At 71.9% G+C, this 24,342-nt stretch carries 22 protein-coding genes; 10 read left to right on the forward strand and 12 right to left on the reverse strand.

Features of this window, described 5'->3' with window-relative positions; genetic code table 11:
* Positions 1–42 precede the first annotated feature (42 nt).
* On the forward strand, positions 43–324 hold the full coding sequence (locus ACIA8L_RS09240; protein WP_395902222.1) for a hypothetical protein: 282 nt from the start codon (positions 43–45) through the stop codon (positions 322–324).
* Here ACIA8L_RS09240 and ACIA8L_RS09245 read toward each other — a convergent pair.
* From ACIA8L_RS09245 to ACIA8L_RS09255, 3 genes are read right to left on the reverse strand one after another with little or no spacing between them, the layout of a single operon-like run.
* On the reverse strand, positions 278–919 hold the full coding sequence (locus tag ACIA8L_RS09245; protein ID WP_395902224.1) for a nucleotidyl transferase AbiEii/AbiGii toxin family protein: 642 nt from the start codon (positions 917–919) through the stop codon (positions 278–280). The genes ACIA8L_RS09240 and ACIA8L_RS09245 overlap by 47 nt on opposite strands.
* Positions 916–1,248 (reverse strand): hypothetical protein, encoded by a 333-nt coding sequence (locus tag ACIA8L_RS09250; protein ID WP_395902226.1) that lies wholly within the window; start codon positions 1,246–1,248, stop codon positions 916–918. Before ACIA8L_RS09250 ends, ACIA8L_RS09245 begins: the two co-directional genes overlap by 4 nt.
* A 31-nt stretch (positions 1,249–1,279) precedes the next feature.
* Positions 1,280–2,458 carry an AI-2E family transporter gene (locus ACIA8L_RS09255; RefSeq protein ID WP_395902228.1) on the reverse strand — a complete coding sequence of 393 codons (1,179 nt, stop codon included), beginning with the start codon at positions 2,456–2,458 and terminating at the stop codon, positions 1,280–1,282.
* Positions 2,459–2,536: 78 nt separating this feature from the next.
* On the opposite strand from ACIA8L_RS09255, the gene ACIA8L_RS09260 reads away from it, so the two are divergent.
* The 4 genes from ACIA8L_RS09260 (at position 2,537) to ACIA8L_RS09275 (ending at position 5,613) form a co-directional block, all read left to right on the forward strand.
* On the forward strand, positions 2,537–3,262 hold the full coding sequence (locus ACIA8L_RS09260) for a lysophospholipid acyltransferase family protein (RefSeq protein ID WP_395902229.1): 726 nt from the start codon (positions 2,537–2,539) through the stop codon (positions 3,260–3,262).
* Entirely contained in the window at positions 3,259–4,206 is a 948-nt protein-coding gene (locus ACIA8L_RS09265) for an acyl-ACP desaturase (RefSeq protein WP_395902231.1), read from the forward strand. Before ACIA8L_RS09260 ends, ACIA8L_RS09265 begins: the two co-directional genes overlap by 4 nt.
* 410 nt (positions 4,207–4,616) lie before the next feature.
* The gene (locus ACIA8L_RS09270; RefSeq protein ID WP_395902233.1) at positions 4,617–4,976 is read left to right on the forward strand and encodes an Lsr2 family protein; all 360 of its coding nucleotides are present in this window, start codon (positions 4,617–4,619) and stop codon (positions 4,974–4,976) included.
* Positions 4,977–5,232: 256 nt separating this feature from the next.
* Entirely contained in the window at positions 5,233–5,613 is a 381-nt protein-coding gene (locus ACIA8L_RS09275) for a hypothetical protein (protein WP_395902235.1), read from the forward strand.
* A 37-nt stretch (positions 5,614–5,650) separates the two neighbouring features.
* On the opposite strand, the gene ACIA8L_RS09280 is transcribed toward ACIA8L_RS09275, so the two are convergent.
* Positions 5,651–8,950, reverse strand: coding sequence for a fibronectin type III domain-containing protein (locus ACIA8L_RS09280; RefSeq protein WP_395902237.1), 3,300 nt, complete (start codon positions 8,948–8,950; stop codon positions 5,651–5,653).
* A gap of 401 nt (positions 8,951–9,351) precedes the next feature.
* Here ACIA8L_RS09280 and ACIA8L_RS09285 point away from each other — a divergent pair, with 401 nt between their 5' ends.
* The 3 genes from ACIA8L_RS09285 (at position 9,352) to ACIA8L_RS09295 (ending at position 14,997) form a co-directional block, all read left to right on the forward strand.
* Positions 9,352–12,102: a putative bifunctional diguanylate cyclase/phosphodiesterase gene (locus ACIA8L_RS09285; protein WP_395902239.1), complete on the forward strand. Its 2,751-nt coding sequence runs from the start codon at positions 9,352–9,354 to the stop codon at positions 12,100–12,102.
* A 346-nt stretch (positions 12,103–12,448) separates the two neighbouring features.
* The gene (locus ACIA8L_RS09290; RefSeq protein WP_395902241.1) at positions 12,449–13,729 is read left to right on the forward strand and encodes a type III PLP-dependent enzyme; all 1,281 of its coding nucleotides are present in this window, start codon (positions 12,449–12,451) and stop codon (positions 13,727–13,729) included.
* The gene (locus ACIA8L_RS09295; RefSeq protein WP_395902243.1) at positions 13,726–14,997 is read left to right on the forward strand and encodes a hypothetical protein; all 1,272 of its coding nucleotides are present in this window, start codon (positions 13,726–13,728) and stop codon (positions 14,995–14,997) included. Before ACIA8L_RS09290 ends, ACIA8L_RS09295 begins: the two co-directional genes overlap by 4 nt.
* 129 nt (positions 14,998–15,126) lie before the next feature.
* Here the strand turns inward: ACIA8L_RS09295 and ACIA8L_RS09300 are convergent, their stop codons facing one another.
* The 8 genes from ACIA8L_RS09300 to ACIA8L_RS09335 all read right to left on the reverse strand — a co-directional run bounded on the left by ACIA8L_RS09300 (position 15,127) and on the right by ACIA8L_RS09335 (position 22,769).
* Positions 15,127–15,558 carry an SRPBCC domain-containing protein gene (locus tag ACIA8L_RS09300; RefSeq protein WP_395902245.1) on the reverse strand — a complete coding sequence of 144 codons (432 nt, stop codon included), beginning with the start codon at positions 15,556–15,558 and terminating at the stop codon, positions 15,127–15,129.
* Positions 15,548–15,880, reverse strand: a complete 333-nt coding sequence (locus ACIA8L_RS09305; protein WP_395902248.1) for an ArsR/SmtB family transcription factor — start codon at positions 15,878–15,880, stop codon at positions 15,548–15,550. The genes ACIA8L_RS09300 and ACIA8L_RS09305 overlap by 11 nt, the downstream gene beginning before the upstream one ends.
* Before the next feature lie 31 nt (positions 15,881–15,911).
* Complete coding sequence (locus tag ACIA8L_RS09310; RefSeq protein WP_395902250.1) at positions 15,912–17,114, reverse strand: ROK family protein; 1,203 nt, start codon at positions 17,112–17,114, stop codon at positions 15,912–15,914.
* A 69-nt stretch (positions 17,115–17,183) separates the two neighbouring features.
* Positions 17,184–18,443: a sugar ABC transporter permease gene (locus ACIA8L_RS09315; protein WP_395902253.1), complete on the reverse strand. Its 1,260-nt coding sequence runs from the start codon at positions 18,441–18,443 to the stop codon at positions 17,184–17,186.
* Positions 18,440–19,204 carry an ATP-binding cassette domain-containing protein gene (locus ACIA8L_RS09320; protein WP_395902256.1) on the reverse strand — a complete coding sequence of 255 codons (765 nt, stop codon included), beginning with the start codon at positions 19,202–19,204 and terminating at the stop codon, positions 18,440–18,442. The genes ACIA8L_RS09315 and ACIA8L_RS09320 overlap by 4 nt, the downstream gene beginning before the upstream one ends.
* Positions 19,205–19,228: 24 nt before the next feature.
* Complete coding sequence (locus ACIA8L_RS09325) at positions 19,229–20,308, reverse strand: sugar ABC transporter substrate-binding protein (RefSeq protein WP_395902259.1); 1,080 nt, start codon at positions 20,306–20,308, stop codon at positions 19,229–19,231.
* Between the two features lie 116 nt (positions 20,309–20,424).
* Positions 20,425–21,957, reverse strand: a complete 1,533-nt coding sequence (locus ACIA8L_RS09330) for a PQQ-binding-like beta-propeller repeat protein (RefSeq protein ID WP_395902262.1) — start codon at positions 21,955–21,957, stop codon at positions 20,425–20,427.
* Positions 21,958–22,013: 56 nt separating this feature from the next.
* On the reverse strand, positions 22,014–22,769 hold the full coding sequence (locus tag ACIA8L_RS09335; protein ID WP_395902264.1) for a M15 family metallopeptidase: 756 nt from the start codon (positions 22,767–22,769) through the stop codon (positions 22,014–22,016).
* A gap of 76 nt (positions 22,770–22,845) precedes the next feature.
* On the opposite strand from ACIA8L_RS09335, the gene ACIA8L_RS09340 reads away from it, so the two are divergent.
* Both ACIA8L_RS09340 and ACIA8L_RS09345 read left to right on the forward strand, forming a co-directional pair.
* The gene (locus ACIA8L_RS09340) at positions 22,846–23,706 is read left to right on the forward strand and encodes a L,D-transpeptidase (protein ID WP_395902266.1); all 861 of its coding nucleotides are present in this window, start codon (positions 22,846–22,848) and stop codon (positions 23,704–23,706) included.
* A 1-nt stretch (position 23,707) separates the two neighbouring features.
* Complete coding sequence (locus tag ACIA8L_RS09345; protein ID WP_395902268.1) at positions 23,708–24,271, forward strand: TetR/AcrR family transcriptional regulator; 564 nt, start codon at positions 23,708–23,710, stop codon at positions 24,269–24,271.
* Positions 24,272–24,342 lie beyond the last annotated feature (71 nt).

A 24,342-nucleotide genomic window follows, 5' to 3' on the forward strand; every position in this document is an offset into this window, starting at 1 on the left:
ATGGTGTCAGAGCGATTGCTATCAGTTGAAGGACGGTATTGCATGGGCCCGTACAACCACCCCGGCTGGTGCGCCCGCGGTCATCGCTGCAACCTCGGTGAGCACCGCGCCACCCCGGCCGTCATGCAGATCGACGGGGTGGGCAAGGTCCTGGTCACGCGGGTCCTCGGCGCCAACGGCCGGGAGCGCCTCGAGGTGACCGGGTCGGCGTATCTGCACGCCACCGGTCAGGCGGCGAACAAGCAGGTCGACCGGACCCTGCGCGGGCTCGCGCACGTCATGGCGGACGCGGCCAGTCCCGCAGGCGCCGGCGCAGGGCGCTGATCCGCTCGGCGTCCAGGCCGTAGAACGCGAACCGGCCGTCGTCGAGGCGGTCCAGGTAGCGCCCGGCCGCGAGGACGTCGTCGAACTCGAGGGCCGGGTCCTGGCGGCGGCCGAGCTCGAGGAGCTCACCGACGCTGTAGTGCTCCATCGCCGCCGCGACGTCGATGTAGTCGCGGACCTCGCGCCGGTTGACCAGGGCCGCGACCTTCGTGGCGATGAGGTCGTCGAGGTGCATGACCGGGCCGACGTCCATCATGACCGGGCTGTGCCGGCGGTCGAGGCGGGACAGGGTCAGCCGGACCGTCTGGGTGCCGTCGCCGACGGTGAACTCGCGCTGGTCGAAGCCGGCGAAGAGCTCGAGGAGGTCGTCGGCCTCCTCCTCGTGGACGCTGTAGCCGGCCTCGCGCAGGGCGGCGCAGACCGCGTCGGCGGCGGCCCCGGCCGCGCCGTCGGTGTCGGTGAACAGGTCGACGTCCTCGGTCGGGCGTTCGACGAGGCCGTTCATCAGCCAGGCGAAGCCGCCGCCGAGGACGAAGCCGTGCTTGTCGGCGACGGCGAGGGCGACCCGGGCGACGTCGGTGTAGAACCCGATCATCGCAGGGCCGGGTGGCGGGCCTCCCACGCGCGGCGGACCCCGTGCGGCAGGTTGAGCTCCGGCCAGACCCGCACCAGGATCTTCTTGTTGAGGAACCGGCGCAGCTCGTCGGTGCGGATCGCCTCGCGCAGCACGTTCTCGTACATCCACAGGAGCAGGTCGTGGTTGTCGAGGTCGAACGCGCGCTGCGGATTCCACATCAGCCGCTGCGGCAGCTCGACGACACCGCGGACCGGGCCGCGCAGCTCCTCGAGGGTCTTCGCGACGAGCGCGGGGCGGTGCGGGCGGGCCAGATAGGCCACATCCCCGCGGGCCGGCTCGTCGTGCATGGCCCGAAGTGTACCTGTTTCCGGGAAAATATCAGCGCGTGTTCTGCCGCGGCAGGACGACCTCCCGGAAGATGAGCTGAATCGCGGCGATGACGGGAATGGCGATGAGTGCGCCGACGACGCCCATGAGTGCGACGCCGACGAGGACGGAAATGATGGCGGCGAGGTCGGACACCTTCACCGCGCGGCGCATCACCGTCGGGTAGATGAGGTAATTCTCGACCTGCTGATAGATGACGAAGAAGATGACGCAGGCGATCCCGGCCTGGATCGACGTCGCGAAGCCGACAATGGACACGACGACCGCGCCGAGGGTCGCGCCGATCTGCGGGATGAGGTCGGTGATGGCGACGAGCACGGCCAGGGCGTACGGGTAGGCGATGCCGAGGATCAGCAGGAACACGAACGAGGACAGCCCGGCGATGACGGCGATGGCCAGGGCACCGCCGAGGTAGGCGCCGACCTTCGACAGGATCTCGTCGCCGAGCAGCCGCACCCGGTCGCGGCGGGAGGCGGGAACGAGTTTGTATCCGCCGGCTTTGAGGCGGTCGAACGCGGCCATGAAGTACAGCGTGAGAATGATGACGGTCACGATGTTGAAGATGGCCGAGAACGCGACCTGCACACCGCCCCACACACCGCCGAGGGCTTTGGTGACGTTCGCGGCGGTGGCGACGTTCTTGAGCTGATCGAGCAGTTTGTAGTCGTTGTTGAGCTGGTTGAGCTGGTCGTTGCGCTGCAGATTGTCGATGTATCCGGGCAGGTTGGTGATCAGCTCGTTGCTCTGCTGGACCAGCGGCGGGATGAGCGCGACGATGCCGCCGCAGAGCACGAGCATCGCGCCCAGTCCGACGGTAGCGACCGCGAGGCCGCGGGGCAGGCCCCACTTCGTGAGCCGTACCACCGCCGGGTTCAGACCGATGGCGAGGAACATCGCGATGAAGATCAGCAGGAGGATCGAGTAGACGTTCTGCACGGCCTGGTAGGCGGTGTAGGCCAGCAGCAGGCCGAGGCCGGCCAGGAAGCCGATGATCAGCGGGGAACGGCGCATCGGCGGGCCGGGCCGGCCGAACCGCGACTCCTCGACCACCACGACCTCGACCTCGACGTCCGGGGCGTCCCCGGCCTTCGCCTCGGCCTCGGCTTCGGTTGCGGCCTGAGCCTTGGGTCGGGCGGCGGCCGGGGCCGGCTCCAGCACCTCGTCCTGCACTGTGAACTCCCTGGGAAGTCTGACGGTCTGGAGGCAGGGTACCGGGTGGACGCACAGGAACACCGCTAGCGTTGTGGCATGGCAGATCTGGTGTACCCGCCGGTCATCGCGTTCGCGAAGACCATGTTCCGCGCTCTGAACATGAAGATCACGATTTTGGGCGAGGAGCACGTGCCGGCGAGCGGGGGAGCCGTCATCGCCTGCAACCACATCTCGTATCTTGATTTCATCTTCTGCGGTCTCGGTGCCCGGCGATCCCGGCGCCTGGTGCGGTTCATGGCCAAGGAGGAGATCTTCCGCAACCGCGTCGGCGGTCCGCTGATGCGTGGCATGCACCACATCCCCGTCGACCGCGACGCCGGCATGGCCTCCTACAAGGCCGCCCTCGCCGCGCTGAAGGCCGGGGAGGTGGTCGGGGTCTTCCCGGAGGCGACGATCGACCAGTCGTTTACGATCAAGGACTTCAAGAGCGGGGCGGTCCGGCTCGCCGCGGCCACCGGCACACCGCTGGTCCCGATGGTGCTGTGGGGCACCCAGCGGTTCTGGACCAAAGGCCGCCCCCGTGACCTGACACAACGAGGTGTCGCCATCACCATCAGCATGGGTGAGCCGCTGCACCCCACGCGGCGGGACAACGGGGACACCGTGTCCGCGGAGCTGCGGAGCCGGATGAAGACCATGCTGTCGGAGGCGCAGCGGGGGTATCCCCAGCAGCCCGCCGGCCCCGATGATCGCTGGTGGCTGCCGGCGCATCTCGGCGGCACCGCACCCGAACCGGAAGTACTTGAAGCGGAGGCCCAGTGACCACGGTCGAACCGACCGATCTGCACATACTGCTGCGCGAGCTCGAGCCCGTCGTCGAGAGCAACCTCAACCGGCACCTGGCCACGGCCAAGGAGTGGTTCCCGCACGAGTACGTGCCGTGGAGCGAGGGCCGGACCTTCGACGGCGTCCTCGGCGGCGAGGCGTGGGAGCCCGGGCAGTCGAAGCTGTCCGAGGTCGCCCGGATCTCCCTCATCGTCAATCTCCTCACCGAGGACAACCTGCCCAGCTACCACCATGAGATCGCCACGGTCATGGGCCGCGACGGCGCGTGGGGGACCTGGGTGCACCGGTGGACGGCCGAGGAGGGCCGGCACGGCATCGCCATCCGCGACTACCTCCTGGCGACCCGGGCCGTCGACCCGATCGAGCTCGAGCGGGCCCGGATGACGCACATGGAGGGCGGCTTCGCCAACGCCTACGAGGGGCTCATCGAGTCCGTCGCCTACGTCGCGTTCCAGGAGCTGGCGACCCGAGTGTCGCACCGCAACACCGGCGCGATCTCCGGCGACCCCGTCTGCGAGCAGCTGCTCGCCCGGGTCGCGGCCGACGAGAACCTGCACATGATCTTCTACCGCAACCTGCTCGGCGCCATGTTCGACGTCGCGCCCAACCAGTCGATGCGGGCCGTGACCAAGGTCGCGACGTCGTTCCAGATGCCCGGGCACACGATCGAGAACTTCGGCCGCAAGTCGGTGCAGATCGCCAAGGCCGGGATCTACGACCTGCGGCTGCACCACGACGATGTCCTCACACCGGTGCTGCGGCAGGTCAAGGCGTTCGACCGGGACCTGTCCGGCGACGGCGACAAGGCGCGCTCGGAACTGGCGGCGTTCATGACCGACCTCGACACGCAGGCGTCGCGCTTCGTCGAGCGCCGCGACGCCCAGCGCGCCCGGGCCAGGACGCCGTCCCCGACCGTGTAGACAGACCAGACAACACAAGCTTCAGCGGATTCCGGGCCGCTTCGCTCCCGCCCGGTGCGGGGGCTCCGCCCCCCGCGCCCCCGGCACGGTTACCGCGTCCCCGGGTTCGCCCCCGTTTTTGTGGCCGTCGTCACGTTCTGTCGATGGCGGCCACCGGTCTCCGGCGGCCCGGACCTGTGGCCGTACGCTGCGGAAACCGTGTGCTCAGCGTGTGGAAGCCATCGCCGGGCGTGGCTGTCAAGCGCATGTTGACGCCGAGGCCGCCCGTTGCCTTCCGTGAGCGTTGCAGTAGGCTGCGACGACCGTTCCGTGCCTCTCACTGCCCGTCTGACCGATTTCGCCACGTCTGACGGCGGCCCGTGGAGCTGCGGAACGTCACTCCCCGTATTTCATTGGAGGGCAGCATCGTCATGGCCAGACGCGTGATCCATGAGCTGATCGACGACCTCGACGGCGGCCTCGCCGACGAGAGCCTCAGCTTCGGCCTCGACGGCGTGCAGTACACCATCGATCTGTCGGCGAAGAACGCCGGCGAACTGCGCGACGTTCTCGCGCCCTTCGTCGGCGCCGCGTCGAAGCTCGGCCGCACCCCGGCGCTGACCCCGCCGGCCCGCGGCGGCCGGACCCGGCCGGTCCTGTCGGCCCGCGCGGAGCGGGAACAGAACCGGGCGATCCGAGAGTGGGCGCAGGGCAAGGGGCTCGAGGTCTCCGACCGCGGCCGGATCCGAGCCGACATCGTCGAACGATTCCACGCCGAGGCGGGCAACTGAACGGGGGCGCCCTCCGCGGGCGCCCCCAATCCGTCTCCTTGCTGTTCTCGGCGCTCCCGGCCAGCCTCGCCGAGGCCGACGGGGGCCTGCCCGCCCCAGCCCGGGCCCGGCTCGCCGCTCGTCGACGGGCTGCGCACTTCACCGCCCGCTTCGCGCTTCCCGGTTTCCCGGTTTCCCGGCTTGGCGTTTTCCGGCTTGGCGTTTCCCGGTTTCCCGGTTTCCCGGCTTGGCGTTTCCCGGTTTCCCGCTTCCCGGCTTGGCGTTTTCCGGCCTGGCGCTTTCCGGTTTCGCGCTTCCCGGCTTCGCGCTTCCCGGCTTGGCGTTTTCCGGCTTCGCGCTTCCCGGCTTGGCGTTTTCCGGCCTGGCGCTTTCCGGTTTCGCGCTTCCCGGCTTCGCGCTTCCCGGCTTCGCGCTTCCCGGCTTCGCGCTTCCCGGCTTGGCGTTTTCCGGCCTGGCGCTTTCCGGTTTCGCGCTTCCCGGCTTCGCGCTTCCCGGCTTCCCGGCTTCCCGGCTTCGCGCTTCCCGGCTTCGCGCTTCCCGGCTTCCCGGCTTCCCGGCTTCGCGCTTCCCGGCTTCGCGCTTCCGCGCTTCCCGGCTTCCCGGCTTCGCGCTTCCCGGCTTTCTGCGCTCCCGGTAGCTCGCTCGCGGCGGACCGATCGGTTTTCCGCGTGCGACTATGCGGACCGATCGGTTTCCGCGGCCGCGAACCGCAGCCGCGACAGCGTCATGAACGCGAACCCGGCCAGGAGCATGCACAGGCCGAACAGCGCGATGCCGCTGATCGGGTCCCCGGTCACCGCGAGTGAGCCGGACATCTCGCCGCTGCCGCTGACGTCACCGGTCGTGACGTCGCCGCCGCCGCCGCCGCCGCCGCTGCCACCCCCGCCGCCGGCCGGCGGCTCGGCCGCGTGGGCCGTCTCGACGTCGACCCCGAGCGTCAGGAACCGCGGTGTGCCGTTGCTGTCGACACCCGACGCGACGAGCGTGTGCGTCCCCGTGTACCCGGCCGGGACCGTCACCGCGATGCTGAACGCGCCGCTGCCGTCGGTCGTCGTCGTGGCCAGCGTCTGCGGCGCCGAGTAGATCACCACGGTGATCGTCGTGTGCGGCGCGTAGCCGGTGCCGCTGAGCGTGATCTGCTCGCCCGGCGACACATCGGTACCGCTGGAACTGTCGACATGCCCGGCGCTCGGCGGCACCTCCGCCGGCACCGTCATCGCCACCGGCGTCGCGGTGACCGTCGGCGACCAGTCCGAGTCGCGGCCGTACTTGCCAAGCGCCTGGACCGCCACGGTGTACTCCGTGCCGGCCGTCAGCCCGATGATCGCGCAGCCGGTCGCGGCCGCCTCCGCCTCGCACGTCTTCGACGAGTCGTGCGCGTTCGCGGTCGCCCGGAACTTCAGCACCCCCGAACCCGGGTCGCCGGCCGTCCAGCTGACCCAGACCGCCTCGGTCCGCGCCTGCGCCGTCACCCCGTGCGGGGCGTCCGGGGCCTTGCTCGGCGTCGCCGCGGGCGCGCTCACCCACGCCGAGTCACCGGAGTCGCCGGTGCCCAGCGCGCTGACCTGCACCGTGTAGGCGGTGCCGTTGCTCAGCCCGGTGATCGTGCAGTGATCCGCCGTGCCCGGGACGACCCCGCAGGTCAGCGCGTGGTCCCCGGCCGTCCACACGGTGTAGCCGTCGATGCCCGCACCGTGGTTCGCCGGTGCCGTCCAGTGCACGACGAGCGCGCCGTCGTCCGGGGTGACGGTCACCCCGGTCGGCGCGTCCGGCGGACCCGACACCACGGCCGGGCTCGACGCCGCCGACCAGTCCGAGTCGCCGCTGGTGTTCACGCCCTTGGCCTGGACCCGGAACGTGTACCCGGCCCCGCCCGCGACGAGGTGGTCGATCTCGCAGAACGTGCTGCCGCCGTCCGACGTCTCGCACGTCTTGTTCGGGTCCTCGACCGCCTTGACGACGAACTTCGCGACCCCGCCCCGCGGCGCGGCCGGCGCCGTCCAGCTGATCCGCAGCGTGTTCGCCCCGGCCGGGACCGCCATCACCCCGGTCGGCGCGTCCGGCGCACCCGGCGTCACAGGGTCCGACGAGCCGCTCGGGCTCGAGTCACCGACCTGGCCGGCCCCGATCGCCTGGACCGTGAACGTGTACGCGGTGCCGGCGTCGAGCGAGCCCGCCACGCAGTGCAGGGTGTCCGCGTCGCCGGTGGCGCAGCCCTTCGACGCGTCCTGGTCCGCCACCACCACGTAGTGATCGATACCGGAGCGCGGAGTACTCGGCGCCGACCACGACACCAGCAGCGACGTCGCGGTCTGCCCGGCCGCGTGGACACCCGTCGGGGCGGCCGGCGGCCCCGGCACCACCGACCCGGACGTCGCCGCGGCGGACGGCTCGCTGTCGTCGGCGGAGCCGTAGGCGACGACCTTCACCGTGTACGCCGTGCCCATGCTCAGCCCGTTGACGATGTCGCAGGTCATGGCCGAGGCGTCACCGCCGAGGCAGATCCCGGCCGTGTTGCCGCCCGAGTCCTGCGCCATCGCCGCGTAGTGGTCGACGTCGGTGCCGGAGTGCTGCCAGGAGACCCGGATCCCGGACGCGAGGCCCTGCACGGACACGTGCGACGGCGCCGCGGGGATGGCCTCGGCCCGCGCCGACGCCGGCGGCACGGACACCCCGGGCACATACACGCCCGTCCCGGCCGCGTCGCCGGTGCCCGCCGGGCCCGTCGCGTCCTGACCCGCGCCGCCGTCGGCCTGATTGCCGCCGTCGCCGTCACCGTTGGTCCGCGCCGTCATCGCGTCGCCGCCGGCGGTCGTGGCGAGCAGGCCCGCGATGATGCTCGGGATGGCGCGCTGGGCGTCGGTGTCCCGGCCCGCGCCGCGCTTGTCGGTGCCGAGGATGTCGGTGCCCACGTTCGCGTACGGCCGCCCGCTCGCGTTCGCCCGCCCCTGCGCCTGCGCCCACGACCGCATCCGCGCGGCGTTCCCAGCGTTCGCCCCGTTGCCTGTACCTGCGCCGTTGCCTGCGTTCGCCGCGTTACCCGTGCCTGCGCCGTTGCCCGCGTTCGCGCCGTTTCCCGCGTTCGGGCCGTTGCCTGTGCCTGCGCCGTTGCCCGTGTTTCCGGCCTTGCCCGTGTCCGCGGTGTTGCCGGTGCCCGCAACGATGCCGCTGGCCGCGGCTTGGTCATCGGAGTTCGCCGGGGCGGTGTCCGGAACGTAGTCCATGTACGCGCCGTGACCGGCGGTCCCGTTTCCGTTCGCGTTCGCGTTTCCGTTCGCGTTCGAGGTCGCGTTGGCGTCGGCGCTCGGCTGGTGGCCCGTCGGCGGCTGGGCGGCGTGCGACTGGCCGTTCGTCGCCCCGGCCGCCCCGGTGCTCGTGCCAGCGCCGGTGTTTATCGAATTGCCGGTATTACCCGTGGCATTGCCGGTATTGCTGACCGTATTGCCGGTCTGGCTGCTCGAATTACTGGCATTACTGGCATTACCGGAGTTGCTGCTATTGCCGGTGCCGGTGGCCGGTGCGGTCGTCGCTGCGCCCCGGTGGGCGGCGGAACCCGCGGTTGTCGCCGACGGGGTGGGGCTCGAGCTCGCACCCGGCCGCACGTTCGCCGGGTCGCGCTTCGGCTGCGTCTGCGGCTGACCGCCCCAGCCGCCGTTGGAGTCGGACTCGGTGTTCTGCCGGCCCCAGCCGTTGGTCTCGGCGCCCGGCTTCCCGTCGGACCGGGCGCCGGTCTTGGCGTCGGCCCCGGTCTTGGCGTCGGCCCCGGTCTTGGCGTCGGTCCTGGCGCCGGTCTTCGTGCCGGACTTCGCGGCGGACGTCGGCGCCGACTCCGTGGACGGGCTGCCGGCCGGACTGGCCGTACCGGGGCCGGCGGCACCGGGGCCGGCGCCGTTGGCCATCGCCGCGAACGCCGGACCGGCCGCGCTGCCGAAGACCATGACGCTCGCCGACAGCGCGGCCAGACCGGCCTTCACCGACCGGCGCGTGACCCGCGGCCGGCGTCTGGGCCTCGGCTTCAACCTCGATTGGGCTGGCATCCCGTCCCCCGTCTCACTGCACTCGCGCGCTCAAACTCGCACGCGAACATCGAATGCGAACACGTCTCGCAATCTAGTCATCACGTACAGTGAGGATCACCGGAATGCCGATTCCGCGCCCAACCAACCAGGCGGGCGCCGACCCGCCGGGACGTCCCGGACGGGCCGTGAGCCACCGAATGGTGCCTGAAGGCGCCGGGCATCGCGGAACGGGCCGAACCGGGCGAGGGCGGCGAAACACAGCAAACCGCCAACCGGACCAGGTGCGGGACGGTTGCCTGCCGGGTTCGCGGCTCAGTTCGACCGCCGCGCGCCCGATCAGTGCGGCACACGACCGCGTGAGAACGATCGGGGGCACGATGGCGAGCTGGCCGGGCAGCCTGCTGCGGGCTGCCGTGCCCACCCGCGGATTCGCGCTGCAGTGCGCGGGCGCGGCCGCGGTCACCGCCGTGCTCTGCACCGTCTTCGTGACCGGCGCCGGCGGGAGCCTCGTCGGGCAGAACGTGTCCAACATCGTGCTGTTCCTGGCCGCGCTCACCGCCGGCACCGCCTGTGTCGTGCGGGCCTGGCGGGAGCGGGTGAGCCGGCGCGTGCGGTGGGCCTGGGCACTCGTCGGGGCCGGGTCCCTGTCGTGGGGCATCGGCCAGGCGTTCTGCATCTGGTACGAGACGGTCCTGGGCCAGGAGGTGCCGTTCCCGTCCCTCGCCGACGCCGGCTACTTCTGGATGATGCCGTTCACCGCGGCCGGCCTGCTGCTGCTCCCGGTGTCGCGGCAGAACCTCGCCCAGCAGGCCCGCAGCATCCTCGACGGGCTCATGATCGCCGTGTCGCTGCTGCTCATCACCTGGGTGCTGATCCTCGGGCCGCTGGTCCAGCAAGGCGCGGACAGCCGCCTCGGGCTGCTCATCACCCTGTGGTACCCGGGCGGCGACGTCGTCGTGCTCACGATCGTGCTGTTCATGGTGGCCCGGCTGCGCCGCGGCGGGCGGCGGCCGCTGTCCCTGCCCCTCGCGGGGGCCGGGCTGGCCGCCTTCACCGTCTCCGACTCCGGCTACGCGTACCTGACGCTGCTGGACACCTACGGGTCCGGCAACGTCCTGGACCTCGGCTGGTTCACCGGCTTCACCCTCATCTTCCTCGCCGCCCGCCGCCCCGAACGCGCCTACGCCGAGCAGGACCGGCACGACCTCACCCAGCCCCTCGGCGTGATGCTGCCCTACCTGGCCGTCCTCGGCGCCCTCGTCACCAGCACGTTCGAGGTCCTGCGGCACGGCGCCCACGACATGTTCGTGTCCTGGAGCCGCTCCGCGATCATCCTGCTCATCGTCGGCCGGCAGCTGCTGACCCTGCTGGAGAACCGGTCCCTGACCCGCGGCCTCGAGGCCCGTGTCGACGCCCGCACCGCCGAGCTGCGCGCGAGCGAGCAGCGGTTCCAGGCGCTCGTGCAGCACAGCTCCGACGTCGTCACGGTCATCGACGCCGAGGGCCTGGTGACGTACCAGAGCGAGAGCATCAGCCGCGTGTTCGGCTACGACCCCGCGTACTTCGCCGGGCTCAAGCTCACCGAGCGCCTGCTGGCCGAGTCCGTCCCGGTGCTGGCCGCCGCGATCGAGGCCGTGTCCGGCACCGCCTACGCGACCCGGGTCATCGAGCTGCCGATGCTGCACGCCGACGGGCACCGCTGCCTGGCCGAGGTGACGGTCACGAACCTCCTCGAGGACCCCAGCGTCCGCGGTATCGTGCTCAACTCCCGCGACATCAGCGAGCGCAAGGAGCTCGAGGACCAGCTCGTCCACGAGGCCTTCCACGACGGCCTGACCAAGCTCGCGAACCGGGCCCTGTTCAAGGACCGGCTCGAGGTCGCCCTGCGCCGCCGCTCAGACGTGGCGATCCTGTTCCTCGACCTCGACGGGTTCAAGGAGGTCAACGACAGCCTCGGGCACGCCGCCGGCGACCTGCTGCTCATGCAGGTCGCGATGCGCCTGGGCGAGGCCGTGCGCGACGGCGACACCGTGGCCCGCTTCGGCGGCGACGAGTTCGCCGTGCTCATCGACGCCGTCGCCGCCCCCGGCGACGCCGACGACCTCGCCACCCGGATCATCGCGGCCCTCGACGAGCAGTTCGTCATCGAGAACCAGGAGATCCACGTCCAGGGCTCCATCGGCATCGCCCTGACCGGCCCCGACGCCCGCGACGCCGACCAGCTCATGCGCAACGCCGACCTGGCCATGTACCGGGCCAAGTCCGCCGGGTCCGGGCAGTTCGCCCGCTACGACCCGCAGATGCACACCGGCCTCGTCGAACGCCTCCAGCTCGCCGCCGACCTGCGCCGCGCCCTGGAGACCGGCGGCGAACTGGAGATGCACTACCAGCCCACGATCGAGCTGCGCACCGGGCAGATCGTCGGCTTCGAGGCCCTCGTGCGCTGGCGCCACCCGGTCCGCGGCATGATCAGCCCGATCGACTTCATCCCCCTCGCGGAGTCCACCGGCCTGATCCGCCCCCTCGGCCAGTGGGTCCTCGCCGAGTCCTGCCGCCAGGCCGTCGAGTGGGGCATGGCCGAGCCGGACCGGGCCATGACGATGGCCGTCAACGTCTCCGGCCGCCAGTTCGACCAGCCCGACCTGCCCGCCATCGTCGCCACCGTCCTGGCCCAGACCGGCCTGCCCGCGCAACGGCTGTGCCTGGAGATGACCGAGAGCGTCCTGATGACCGACACCGAGGAGAACCTCGCGGTCCTGCTCAGCCTCAAGGACATCGGCGTGCGCCTGGCCATCGACGACTTCGGCACCGGCTACTCGTCCCTGGCCTACCTGCGCCGCTTCCCGGTCGACACCCTGAAGATCGACCGGTCCTTCGTCGAACGCCTCGGCGGCTCCACCCCGGACGCGGCCCTGGCCCGCACGATCGTCCAGCTCGGCCAGAGCCTCGGCATGGCCACGGTCGCCGAGGGCATCGAGCAGTACGCCCAGTTCCTGGCCCTGCGCCGGATGGGCTGCGACCTGGCCCAGGGCTACTACTTCTCCCGCCCGCTGCCCGCCGCCGAGGCCGGCCTCCTGCTGCAGGACCAGGCCGCCCTCGCCGCCTGACCCACCCGCCCCCCGGTGCCGCGGACCCCGCCACCGGCCCCGCCGCCGGACGCCGCGGACGCCGCCGCCGGACGCCGCGGACGCCGCCGCCGGACGACGTGCACGCCGCCATCGGGCGACGTGGACCCCGCCGCCGGACGCCGCCGAGTGACGTGGACCCGCCACCGAGCGACGTGGACCCCGCCACCGAGCGACGTGGACCCCGCCACCGAGCGACGTGGACCCCGTCGCCGGGCGACGTGGACCCTGCCACCGGACGGCAACCGGCGAGGCAACGGCGGTGCTCCCGGCAGTCCGCAGGCTGGTTGTCGACCACGTCCGCAGACCGCGTTAGGAGACCGCTTCGATGACGGCCGCCCTCGCCGACCAGGCCCGCCTCGACCTGCCCGGGCACTGGCCCGCCGCGCTGAGCCCCAGCGCCCTGGCCGGGCTCGACGCGCCGGCGCCGTTCCTGGCGGTGGACCTGTCGACGGTCGCCGACCGGTACGCGGCCTTCACCGCCGCCATCCCCGGCGTCAGCCCGTTCTACGCGATGAAGTGCAACTCCGCCGACGAGGTGCTGGGCACCCTGGCCGCGCTCGGGTCCAGCTTCGAGGTGGCGTCGATCGGCGAGCTGCGGATGCTGCGCGAGCTCGGCATCGACCCGGCCGAGGTGCTGTACAGCAACCCGATCAAGGCGCCGCAGGCGATCGCCGAGGCGCACCGGGCCGGCCTGTGGCGGTTCAGCTTCGACGGCGAGGGGGAGCTGCGCAAGCTCGCCCAGCACGCCCCGGGCGCGGCCGTGTACATCCGGCTGCGGGTCGACGACTCGACCAGCCTGTTCCCGCTGTCGCGGAAGTTCGGCGCCGAGGCCCACGAGGCCCGGGCGCTGATGCTGCTGGCCCGGGAGCTCGGGCTGCGGCCGTACGGCGTGACCTTCCACGTCGGCTCGCAGTGTGGCACCACCAGCGCGTGGCGCCAGGCGATCGCCGCGGCCGGGGCACTCATGGCGTCGTTGCGGGAAGACGGAGTACACCTGGAAATGCTTGATCTTGGTGGTGGGTTCCCGTCGCGCTATGTCGAGCGCGTCCCGCCCCTGGAGCGGATCGCGGAGACGATCAACACGGCGCTCGAGGAGCTGCTGCCGTACCGGCCGGCGCTGCTCGCGGCCGAGCCCGGCCGGCACCTCGTCGCCGAGAGTGCCGTCATGGTGACGACCGTGCTGGGGCGTGAGGTCCGGGCCGGGGAGCAGTGGCTGTACGTCGACATCGGCGCCTACAACGGCATGATGGAGACGCTGCAGACCATGCAGCAGTGGCGGTTCCCGCTGTGGACGTCGCGGACCGACCACGCGGTCGTCCCGCACGTGCCGTTCACGGTGACCGGCCCGTCGTGCGACAGCTCCGACACCATGTTCTACGGCGTCGACCTGCCCGCGACGATCGAGGTCGGCGACCGCCTGTACATCGGCTCCGCCGGCGCGTACACGCTGAGCTACGCCAGCCACTTCAACGGCTTCGCCCCGCCGGAGCCGGTCTTCGTCGGCGGCCCGACCGGCACGAACGCCACCGTCCAGCGCATCCCGCACCAGCCCGAGACGCACGCGGCGGCACCGACCGGTGCCGCGAAGGCCGGGGACCGGCGTTGACGGCCGCGACCGATGCGCCGGCCCCGCACCGGTCGCGGCACCGCACCGACCTGACGGGCGGCCGCCGCCGCGCCGGCCGCCTGCGCGAACTGCTGGTCTCCGGCGTCGTGGACTCGTTCGGCCTGTACCTGGGCTGGACCCTGTTCAACCTCGTCGCCGTCGACCGCGGCGGCCTCGCCATGGCCGCGCTGTTCAACTCGGCGATGCTGCTCGGCGTGGTCCTGTCGGCCCCGGTCGTCGGCCGCCTGGCCCGCCTCCTGCCCGGCCGCACGCTGCTGCTCCTGGCCGGCTGCACGGAGGCCGTCCTGCGTGTCTCCACCCTCGCCGGGCTGCTCGCGGGCGTCGACGCCACCGTCGTGGCCGCGGGGGTCACGCTGATGCACATCGCCGCGTTCACCGGCTTCGCCGCGATGCGGGCCGAGGTCGCCGCCGTCGACGCGCGCCCCCGGTCGATGACCCGCTACGCCCTGTCGATCGCCGCCGTCGAGGCCCTCGGCGCCGGCGTCGCCGCCCTCCTGCCGATGCACACGGCCGCCCTGACCGTGGTCTTCCTCGTGTACGGCCTGAGCCTCATCCCCAGCATGCTCACGGCCCGCCGCGCGCGGACCGCCCGCAACGTCCCCCCGCCGCTCCCGGACACGTTCCCGACTCGGGTCGAACGCCGCCGCGCCGAGACGCGGACCCGGGGCGTGCGCGTCCCGCTGCCCGTCCTCGCCGCCGGCAGCGCCATCATGCTGCTGTCCGCCGGCCCGACCCTGCTGTCCGTGGCCCTCGCCACCGAACTGTACGGCCACCGCGCCGTCGCGGGCGCGGCCGCCGCGTTCAGCGCCGGCTGCCTGCTGTCGTCGTGGGCCGTGGACCGCGTCGGCCGCCTGCGCCTGCCGCCGGCGGTGGTGTGGCCGCTGTGGGGCGTCGGGATGCTCGCCGGCTGGCTCCTCGCCCCGGCGCACGTGGCCGGCCTGTTCCTGGCCCAGTTCCTGTCCGGCCTGTGCATGACCGCGTTCGAGGGCGGCATGGACGCGAAACTGGCCCAGGCCGCCCGCCCGGGCACGGTGACGACGGTCCTGGCCTGGAGCGCGTCGACGCGGGCCCTGGGCAGCGCGGTCGCGGTCCGGACCCTCCCGCTGCTGATCGCCGCCCCGCAGGTGGGCACCGTCGCCGGCACCGCCGCGGTCATCCTGTCCGTGGCGTCGCTGACCGCCCTGGCCCGCCGGCGAGCGGCCGATGCCGCCCGTCGCGAAAGCGCCTTTTCCGGGGGTACCGCCTGAGCCCACCCTGCAACGCTTGGACGCCGACACCGCCCAGGCCACCCTCACCGCACGGTCAGCCACGGGTACCGCCTCACCGGCGGCCTGGTCGCCGAGACGCGGATCCGGGACTGACCGCCCGCCGCCCGCTCACCGCGCGGCGGGCCGCGACCCGAGGTGCCCGCCGAGCCGCCGCCGGGCCATGCGCTGCCAGCCGGAGCGGTGCATCAGGGCGGAGATGACCCCGGTGGGGCCGTCGAACCCGGCGTGGTCGATCCGGAACCGGGTCCCGCCGTCGGTCGCGGTGAGCGTCCAGGTGAGGGTGGTCGGGGTCCGCATCCGGCTGCCCTGCCAGCGGATGACGAGCCGGTGCGGGGCGTCGACGGCGAGCACCTCACAGTTGATGACGCCGTCCCAGCCGGGCATGGGCTTGGCCAGGAACCGGAACCGCTGCCCGGCCACGGCCGCGAACCCCTCGACCGGCATGACCCATTCGGCGAGCTCGGCGGGGTCGGTCAGCGCCTGCCAGACGGCGTCGATCGGGTGGGGCAGGACGGTCTCGACGGCGATGTCACGTCTCATGCTTGCGCTCCAGATGTTGGTGCAGCTTGGTGACGCGTTCATTCCAGAACCCGGTGAACAGCCCGGCCCAGTCGTAGAGCTGCCGCAGCGGCGCGGGGTTGAGCCGGTAGAACCGATGCCGCCCGGCGGGCCGTTCCTCGACGACCCCGGCCGCCCGCAGCACCGCGAGATGCCGCGACACCATGGCGACCGACTGCCCGACCCCCTCGGCCAGGTCGCCCACGGTGACTTCCGCACCGTCCCCGAGCGCCTCGATGAGGGCGCGGCGGGTCGGATCGGCCACTGCCCGGAACACGTCCTCGGTGACAACCGGTCTCGGCACGCTCAAAACTTATGGTTAACGTTGAGCGTTGTCAAGCGGAGTCGAGCGGGTCGGCGAAGAGGGGTTCGAAGGCGAGCTCGGCCGCGCCGATGAGGGCGGCGTCCTGGCCGAGCTGGGGGGTGCGGAGGCGGACGTGTTCGCGGCAGGCGGGCAGGCCGTTGCGGTTCAGGCGGGAGCGGACCTGGGCGGCGGAGGCGAGGTAGACCTCGCGGAGGGTGCCGCCGAAGATGACCATCTCGGGGTTGAAGATGTTGACCAGGTTGGCGACGCCGAAGCCGAGCCAGTCGCCGACCTGGCGCATCGCGGCCTGGGCGGTGTTGTCGCCGCGGGACGCCGCGTCGACGACGGCGAGGATGCCGTCGCGGCCGGCGGTGGCGTTGCGGCCGGCCGCGGCGAGCAGGGCGTGTTCGCCGATCTCGGTCTCCCAGCAGCCGTGGGAGCCGCAGCTGCACGCTTTGCCGTTGGGGTTGACGACCATGTGGCCGACCTCGCCGCCGTAGCCGCCGTGGCCCGTCACCGGGCGGCCGGCGGCGATGATGCCGCCGCCGATGCCGGCGTCGCCGTAGAGGTAGACGAGGTTGTCGCAGCCGGCGGCGGCGCCGCGGGTGTGCTCGGCCAGGGCGGCCAGGTCGGCGTTGTTGCGGACCGCTACCGGGCGGCCGTCGCCGACCAGGACGCCGAGCGCCTCGCCCAGGGGCTGGTCGGCCCAGCCGAGCTGCGGGCCGAGGCGGACGTAGCCGTCGTCGCGGCGGACCATGGCGGACACGGCGGCGCCGCTGCCGATGAGCCGGGCCCCGGCGCCTTTCACCCGGTCCAGGGCGGTGAGCTGCATCTTGTGGACGAACTCGGCGATCGGGGCGACGACCGTGGCGGCGTCGTGCTCGCCGCGGGGGCGGGCCGCCTCGAAGCGGTCGAGCAGGACGCCGCCGAGGCCGACGCGGGCGGCGACGATCCGGTCGACCTCGACGGCGAAGGCGTACACGAAGACCTTCTCCGACTCCGGGCGCACGACGAGGGACGGTCGCCCGGCGCGGCCCCGCTGCTCCCGGGGGACGCCCTCGGAGACCAGGCCGGCGGCGGCGAGGTCGGCGGTCAGCGCGCCGATGGTGCTGCGGTTGAGGCCCAGGCTCGTCGTGAGATCGGCACGCGACATCGCGCCGTGGAGGTGCACGGAGCGCAGGAGCGCTCCGAGGTTGCTCCGCCGGATCTCCTCCTGGCTGGGGCCAACGCGCATGCTCGGCTTTCTTCGAGGTCCCGACAACACCGCGGCGACACGTGCCGCGACGAACAGCGAAACTGCAGACTAGTGCAGCGCGACGCCGCCGCGGGCCGCGCGGCGCCGGGTAAGGGCGTCGATGCCCGCGGCGAGCAGCAGCACGACGCCGGTGACGATGTACTTGGTGCCGGGGCTGTACTCCATGAGGCCCATCCCGTTCTCGATGACGGCCACGACGGCCCCGCCGAGGACCGCGTTGAGGACCCGGCCCTTGCCGCCGAAGAGGCTGGTCCCGCCGATGACGGCGGCGCCGACGGCGTAGAGCAGCACGTTGCTGCCGCCGGTGTTGGGGTTGACGGACGCGTCCCGGGACGCGGCGACGATCCCGCCGACGGCGGCCATGGTCGAGCAGATGACGAACGCGGCGATGCGGATGGCGTCGACGTGGATGCCGGCCCGCCGGGACGCCTCCCGGTTGCCGCCGACGGCGTAGACGTGCCGGCCGAACGCGGTCCGGTTGAGCACGAACGTGCACAGCCACAGCAGCAGCCCGAGGATCGCCACGATCATCGGCACGCCCCGCTGGGAGATGGCGTCGTTCTTGGAGCGCTCCAGGTTGAGCGTCCACACGGCGGTGCCGAGCAGGACGGCGACGGTGACGACCCGCAGCGCCACGACCGAGATCGGGTCGGCGGTCAGGCCGTGGCGGACCCGGCTGGAGCGCTTCCACAGGTGCAGCGCGAGCATCCCGGCGATCGTGACGCCGTAGAGGACCCAGCCCTGCAGCGGCGTGAACCGCCCGTCAAAGTTGATCTTCTTGATCGTCGGGTCGTCGACGGCGACGATCGTGCCGCCCTTCATGAGCAGCAGCACCGCTCCCTGGAACGCCAGGAACGCGGCCAGGGTCACCACGAACGACGGAATCCCCAGTTTGGCGACGAGCAGCCCGATCACGAGCCCGATCGCCGCTCCCGTCGCGATGGCGCCGAGCACAGCGAAGTACCACGGAAATCCGAAGTTTGTCAGTAACACGGCCAGGACCGAGGCGCAGACGCCGCTGGCGAACCCGGCGGACAGGTCGATCTCGCCCAGCAGGAGCACGAAGACCAGCCCCATGGCGATGACCGTGACCGCCGCGCCCTGGTGCAGCAGGTTGGCCAGGTTGCCGGCGGTGACGAACTCCGGGCGGGCGACCGAGAACGCGACCACCAGCGTCAGCAGCCCGAGCACGGCCGGGAGCGCGCCCATGTTGCCGCCGCGGACCCGGGCCAGGTAGTCGCGGGTGTAGGGGCCCAGCCCGGCCGACGGACGGTCCGTCGTGCGGTCTTCCAGCAGGGAGAGGCTCATAGGGTCGCTCCCAGCCCGATCTGGCCGCTGCGGCCGGTGGTGATGAGCTCGACGACCTGCGAGTGGGTGACGTCGGTGGCCCGGACCTCGGCCGCCATCTGGCCGAGGTACAGCGCGGCGATGCGGTCGGCGACGGCGAACACGTCGTTCATGTTGTGCGAGATCAGCACCACGGCGAGGCCCTTGTCGGCCAGCCGCCGGACCAGCTCGAGGACCTGGGCCGTCTGCGCGACGCCGAGTGCGGCGTTGGGCTCGTCGAGGATGACGATGCGATTGTTCCACAGCACGGCCTTGGCGATGGCGACCGTCTGGCGCTGCCCGCCGGAGAGGCTGGAGACCGGCTGGCGGACCGAGGCCACCGTGCGCACGGCCAGGCCGGCGAGGGTGTCGGCGGCCTTCTGCTCCATGGTGATGTCGTCGAGGACGAGGCCGCGGCGGATCTCCCGGCCGAGGAACATGTTCTGGACGATGTCGAGGTTGTCGCAGAGCGCCAGGTCCTGGTAGACGATCTCGACGCCGAGGGCGGCGGCGTCGCGGGGGCCGTGCACGGAGACCGCCCGGCCCTCGAACAAGTATTCCCCGGAGTCGATCGAGTAGATCCCGCCGACGCACTTGACCAGCGTCGACTTGCCGGCCCCGTTGTCGCCGACGAGCGCGGTGACCTGCCCGGCGTAGACCGAGAAGTCGACGTCGCGCAGCACCTGGACCGGTCCGAAGCTCTTGCTGAGCCCCCGAATCTCCAGCAAGGGTCTTTCGGTCACAACTCTCCTTTGAACGCCGGTACCTTACTTGATACCCGCTGCCGCGCACCTCGCGGTGAAGTCGGCGGTGCAGACCTCGGACGCCGCCACGTAGCCGTCGTCGATGACGTCGCGGACGTTGTCCCTGGTGATCGCCTTGGGGTCGAGCAGGATCGCATCGACGTCGCGGTTGCCGACCCGGTCGTGGACCGTGGTCGTGGTGACGCCCGTCTCACCCCTCGCCAGGGCGATCGCGAGTTTCGCGGCCGCGGCGGCCTCCCGGCGCACATCCTTGTAGACGGTCATGCACTGGTCGCCGGCGAGGATGTTCTGCAGGCCCTGTGCGGTGGCGTCCTGGCCGGTGACGGGGATGTGGCCGTTGAGGCCCTGCTTCTTGAGCACGTTGATGGCGGCGTTGGCGAGGCCGTCGTTGGCCGCGATGACCCCGCCGATGTTCGGCTGGGCGGTCATCATCTGCTCGAACGCCGTCCCCGCGCGGGTGTTGTCCCACTCCTCGATCCACTGGTCGGGGCCTTTCTGGTACTCCCCGGAGGCGAACTTCGGCCCGAGGACCCCGTCGTAGCCCTCCTTGAACAGCGTCGAGTTGTTGTCGGTCTGGGAGCCGTTGAGCTCGGCGATGACCGGCCGGGCGGCCTGGGTGTCGGTGAGGCACTTGACCAGGCCCTGGCCCTGCAGCGTGCCGACCTTCGCGTTGTCGAACGACACGTAGTAGCGGGCCGACCCGCCGAGGGTGAGCCGGTCGTAGTCGATGGTGGCGACGCCGGCGTTGCGGGCCTTGTCCAGGACGGCCTTGCCGGTCCCGGAGTCCAGGTTGACGATCATGAGCACGTCGACGCCCTGGGTGATCATCTGCTCGGCCAGGGTCGTGAACGCGCTCTTGTCGTTCTGCGCGTTCTGGATCTCGTAGTCGACGCCGGCCGCCTTGAACGCGGCCGCCAGGTACTTGCGGTCGGCGGTCTCCCACCGGGCCGAGGACTTGCTGTCGGGCAGGATGACGCCGATGCGCGGTTTGGCGCCGGTGCCGGACACGTTCGCGGTGCACGCCGCGGTCCCGCTCACGGCGAGGGTGCCGATGGCCAGGAGGGAGAGGATCCCTCTGCGCATTGCTCGGATCCTTTCGGGTGTCGACCGGGTGTGTCGGGCAACGTATGGTGTGCCGTCGCACCGGGCCAAGGCGCGGCCCGTAACAATTGCGCAATACATTGTCCGCCCCGTGCCCGCTACCCGGCGCTCAGCGCGTGTACCGCTCCCGCCCGCGTCCCGAAATACAGTGATCCTTTCCAGACCGCGGGCGTCGACTCGATACACCCGCCGATCTTGTAGTCCCACAGCGGCTTCGGTTCGGCGTGGGTGTCGGACACGTCGTAGGCGTGCATCACGCCGGTGCAGTCGCCCATGAACAGCGTATCGTCGACGATCACCGGTGACTGCCAGGTCTCGGCCCCGGGCAGGTGGAAGCGCCACCGCACGGCCCCGGTGGCCCGGTCCAGGCCGAGCACGTCGCCGCCGGCCGTGTCGTAGACGGCGAGGTCGCGGTACAGCGCCGGCGTGCCCCAGATCCCGCCCGGCTTCTGCCCGGTGTCCTTGACCGCCCACACGACCGGGTTGTCGGGCCTGGCCGGGTCGAGCTTCAGCATCTGCCCGACCTCCTTGGACCGGGCGTTGCCCTTCTCGTACTCCGAGCCCACGTACAGGAACCCGTCGGCGTCCACGACGATCGAGGCGTCGGTGTCGTCGCCGGTCCAGAACCGCAGTGTGCGCGTCGGTGCCTTCCCGGCCTTGAGCCCGGAGAGGTCCCAGCCCTGCACGAGGCCGCCGGAGTTGGCGAAGTACACGGTGTCCTTGTAGACGGCGACCGAGTTCTCGATCGACACGTTGCTGTCCCCGGCGTCCTTGAGCAGCTGCTCGTCCCAGCCGGGGGTGTTGAACACCAGCTGCGGCGCGACGGTGACCTTGCCGTCGGGCCCGTAGCCGCGGTTGAGCTTCACGATGTGGAACTGGCTGTTCTCGCCGCCTTCCAGGAGGTAGTCGTCGATGATGAGCCCGGAGCCGTCCCAGTCGTCGTTCCACATCGTGGGCTTCACCGCGTCCGCCGAGAGTTTCCACAGCTCGGCCGGTGCGGCCCGGTCGGTGGCGATGACCCGGTAGAAGCCGTCGCGGGAGCCGGAGTAGACGAGCGGGAAGCCGTCCGGGTCGACGGTGACGCTGCCCTTGATGATGTCGCCGGTCCTGAAGTCCGGCAGGATGCGTTCGCCGGTGGCGGCGTCGAGGAAGTGGATGCTGCGGTCGTAGGCGCCGAACACGACCCAGGTGCGGCCCTCGCGCTCGAACACGGCCGGCTGCCCGGTCCAGCCGGTGCCGCACCATTCGCGGGTCTCGCCCTTGTCGGCCGACATCGCGCACATCCCGCCGGAGCGCGGGAACTGCCACCGCGGCACCGGGGTGGTGCGCGGCACGGGGCCCTGGCCGTAGTAGGTGCGGGTCGGGTTGCCGCGGAACGTCAGCAGGCCCTGGACCTTGGCGCCGTAGGGCTGCCCGACCCCGGCCGGGTCGGACCAGCCGGTGAACGGCGGCGGGGCCGGCGAGGTGGACGGTCCGGCGGAGGCGGCGGTGGCGGGAGTGCCGGGCCCGGAGCCGGTGTCGGCGCGCGTCTCGGCCCGGCGCAGCCCCCACGCGGTGGTCGCGACGCCGCCGACGATCAGCACCAGCATCCCGGCGATCAGCAGCCGGAACACACCAACCCGGGATTCCATGTCGGACAGTATGGTGACGGTGATCATGCCGCGCCGCAATGTGACGTGGATCAGATTCACGCCTTTTCGAAATGTTGGTAATCGGTACCGTTTTTCCAGGCCCCGCCCCAGGAGAATCCCTCGGCCCGGAACGCCCGCACCGTCGCGTCACCGGCGATGATCATGCCTTTTCGCACGTTGCCGCGGTCCAGGAACTGGTTCCCGGCCGGGGGCATCACCTGGCCTCGTGGCAGGTACGGGTTCTCGACGGTGTTCACGTCGATCGCGCGGCCGTAGGCGTGGTTGGACCAATGTTCGGTATTGGGCACATTGCGGCAGTTGAACCCCGAGGTGTTGTCGGCCGCCATGGACTCGTCGTCGCTGCCGCCGTACCGCTCGATGAGGTTCATGCTGCGGATCGGGAACCGCGCGTCGCGCAGCCGCTGGAAGACCCGCAGCGTCGCGTCGGCGATCGCCTGGTGGACGACGAGCTGCCCCGGCTGCGGTACCCCGTCGAAGTCCACATAGGACACGTGCACCAGGCGGAGATCGTCGAGGCCGACCGGGCACCCGGGCCGCCAGGAGACCCCGGTCATCGACTCGCGCAGCGCGGCCGGCAGAGGCTCGATCGAGTCCTCCGGGATCCGTTCGACGGCTGCGGGGGTACTGCCGGTGCCGGCACCTGTCGGGGCGGCCGGGCTCGACACGCCCGCCGGGGCCGGCGCCACCCGCGGCGTGGGAGCGCACCCGGCGGCGAGGAGCACCAGGCCGGCCGCCGCGATGCCGAGAGCCGCGCGGCGCGCTGCCGGATTTGTCGGAAACGCTCGGCGCATGTGTCCGATACTATGTGGCGTGCCGGTTGACCAGCGAGGACGCGCGCGATGGCGGTTCGCCACAATTCCGTTGCTCTTGGTCACGGCCCTCGCCGGCTGTGCCGCCGCCTCCGACGGGGAAGCCGCCGTGTCGGCGGCCGCGTCCGGTGTCGCCGCGCCCCCGCCCGGCGGTGCGGCCGGGGTGCGCGCCGGGGAGCCGGGCCCGTCCACGGCCCGCCCGGCGCCGACGACCGGGCCGCCGACCCGCACGCCGGCCCCGTCGGCCACGACCGAGGCGTCCGGCCCGGGCCAGCACGCGCAGATCGTCGCCTCCTCGCCGGTGGTGGCGCCGACCAACGACGCCGCGAAGCTGCGGACCCTCCCGGCGAACACGACCCAGGTCGTCATCGTGCAGTCGGCGTCGCCGTCGGCGACCACGGCGACGCTGCAGGCCTACACCCGGGCCGGCGGGCTGTGGCGGCCGGTCCTCGGCGCGATGACCGCCCGGCTGGGCTCGAAGGGCATCAGCGACGACAAGCACGAGGGCGACAAGACGACCCCGGCCGGCGTGTACGGGATCGACGCCACCATGTACGGCATCAACGCGAACCCGGGTGTCAAGTACCCCTATCACCAGATCGTGACCGATGACTGGTGGAATGAGAACAGCGACTCGCCCGGCTACAACACCTTCGCGCACGGCCCCAACCCGGGCGGCCCGAGCGAGGCGCTGTGGACCTACAACCCGCAGTACCTGTACATGGCGGTGATCCGCTACAACATGCCGGCCACCCCCGGGCGGGGCAGCGGCATCTTCCTGCACCAGGCCGGCGCCGGCAGCACCGCCGGGTGCGTGAGCCTGGCCCAGGCCGACCTGCTCAACGTCCTGCGCTGGCTGGACCCGGCGGCCAACCCGCAGATCGTGATGGCCCCGACCGCCTGGCTCGGCCGGTACTGAGGTGCCCGCCCCGCAGGCGATGCGCCGCCGGATCCTCGAGGCGGCGGTGGCCACGCTCGCCGCGGAGGGGGTGAGCGCGTCGACGGCGGCGATGGCCAAACGGGCCGGGATCGCGCAGGGCTCCATCTTCCACCACTTCGAGTCCAAGGCCGGCCTGCTCAACGCGCTGTACCTGGAGCTGGCCGAGGAGGTCCGGGCCGCGGTCCTGGCGGACATCCCGGCCGCCGGGCTGCGTGAGCAGCTGCTGGTCGTGTGGGGCCGCTGGCTCGACTGGGCGGCCGAGCACCCGGCCCGGCGCCGGTCGCTGATGCTGCTGAGCCTGTCCGACGTCATCACGGCAGAGTCCCGGGCCGGTTCGGCCCGCAACCAGGCGGCCGGGGTCGAGCTGTTCCAGCGGGCCGCGGCCGGGGGACCCTTGGACGGGCAGCCGATCGCGTTCCTCGGCGCCGTCGTGGAAGGGGTCGCCTATGCGGCCATGGACGCGATCCAGCGCGACCCGGAGCGAGCCGGGCAGTACCACGCGGCCGGCTTCGCGGCGCTGTGGAACCTGTTGCGCCCCGCCTGACCTCCTCGCGTTCCCGCAGCGGTGGCGGGCCCGCTCCGTCTCTGATTGAGTAATCAATCAAGGAGAGGGGA

Source organism: Dactylosporangium sp. NPDC051541 (assembly GCF_044454505.1).
Classification (GTDB): Bacteria; Actinomycetota; Actinomycetes; order Mycobacteriales; family Micromonosporaceae; genus Dactylosporangium.

What these genes read in the sequence shown, in the direction of transcription:
- ACIA8L_RS09240 (WP_395902222.1), top strand. Translation starts at nt 43, where the DNA reads ATGGGCCCGTACAACCACCCCGGCTGGTGCGCCCGCGGTCATCGCTGC.
- ACIA8L_RS09245 (WP_395902224.1), bottom strand. Translation starts at nt 919, where the DNA reads ATGATCGGGTTCTACACCGACGTCGCCCGGGTCGCCCTCGCCGTCGCC.
- ACIA8L_RS09250 (WP_395902226.1), bottom strand. Translation starts at nt 1,248, where the DNA reads ATGCACGACGAGCCGGCCCGCGGGGATGTGGCCTATCTGGCCCGCCCG.
- ACIA8L_RS09260 (WP_395902229.1), top strand. Translation starts at nt 2,537, where the DNA reads ATGGCAGATCTGGTGTACCCGCCGGTCATCGCGTTCGCGAAGACCATG.
- ACIA8L_RS09270 (WP_395902233.1), top strand. Translation starts at nt 4,617, where the DNA reads ATGGCCAGACGCGTGATCCATGAGCTGATCGACGACCTCGACGGCGGC.
- ACIA8L_RS09290 (WP_395902241.1), top strand. Translation starts at nt 12,449, where the DNA reads ATGACGGCCGCCCTCGCCGACCAGGCCCGCCTCGACCTGCCCGGGCAC.
- ACIA8L_RS09300 (WP_395902245.1), bottom strand. Translation starts at nt 15,558, where the DNA reads ATGAGACGTGACATCGCCGTCGAGACCGTCCTGCCCCACCCGATCGAC.
- ACIA8L_RS09310 (WP_395902250.1), bottom strand. Translation starts at nt 17,114, where the DNA reads ATGCGCGTTGGCCCCAGCCAGGAGGAGATCCGGCGGAGCAACCTCGGA.
- ACIA8L_RS09315 (WP_395902253.1), bottom strand. Translation starts at nt 18,443, where the DNA reads ATGAGCCTCTCCCTGCTGGAAGACCGCACGACGGACCGTCCGTCGGCC.
- ACIA8L_RS09325 (WP_395902259.1), bottom strand. Translation starts at nt 20,308, where the DNA reads ATGCGCAGAGGGATCCTCTCCCTCCTGGCCATCGGCACCCTCGCCGTG.
- ACIA8L_RS09330 (WP_395902262.1), bottom strand. Translation starts at nt 21,957, where the DNA reads ATGGAATCCCGGGTTGGTGTGTTCCGGCTGCTGATCGCCGGGATGCTG.
- ACIA8L_RS09335 (WP_395902264.1), bottom strand. Translation starts at nt 22,769, where the DNA reads ATGCGCCGAGCGTTTCCGACAAATCCGGCAGCGCGCCGCGCGGCTCTC.